Source organism: Acetobacter sp. P1H12_c (assembly GCF_018811975.1).
GTDB lineage: Bacteria > Pseudomonadota > Alphaproteobacteria > Acetobacterales > Acetobacteraceae > Acetobacter > Acetobacter persici.
The window spans coordinates 1-648 of the sequence record NZ_JACRVR010000104.1 but is presented as its reverse complement, the minus strand read 5'-3'; the positions used below and the strand labels follow the sequence as shown (position 1 = coordinate 648).

The window sequence follows — 648 nt, the reverse complement described above, 5'->3', positions numbered from 1 at the left end:
TCATGGCTGACCTCGGGGCGGAGAAGGCGGACCTGACATTGCGCAGGAGAAGTGCTGCCTGCTTTATCGAGGTTATCGGTTCTTGTGGACCCAACCGCATTACCCGGAACGACCACGAGTTGCGGGGGCTGGAGCGGTTCGAGCGGCGTGAAGCCTTTTACCGTCGGGTGGGGATCACCCCTGTCTGTATCTTTCTCGACCTTCTGGCGCGTCCGGAAGACCTGAAGGCACTCTGCCAGTCTCTGGTGGACCGGATCGCTGACGATGGGCGTGACAGAGAGATGTCGCTATAAGGACAAAGACTGATGTCTGAGGCGTGGGGTGACCGGAAACGGAACTCCYGCGCCAGRAATGGTAGSGCACGACATCAGTTTTGGTATCCGGAGTGGAGCCGAACGRTGTCAACAATTGCGAAAAAACCGTCTTGCTGTTTCAGGAATGTCTCATACCCTGATTGTAACAGGGAAATTGGCACATGATTCGAGGCTCAGGCCCCGAGCATCGAGTGAAGTCAGCTTCCCTTCATGGAGGTTGTGACGATGTTCAGGATAAAGGGAGATGATGGGGATCTGATAGTGCTACTTTGCCGGATCCTATGTTTGAGTGGGCTCTTAAAGCAGGAAGGGATGTACTATGTCGTCGGATAAA

1 pseudogene is annotated in these 648 nt (G+C 54.5%); it reads left to right on the top strand.

Annotated features, from left to right (window positions below):
• Positions 1-293 (top strand): annotated as a pseudogene (locus KP699_RS16315) (hypothetical protein); the annotation flags it as partial.
• Positions 294-648: the final 355 nt, after the last annotated feature.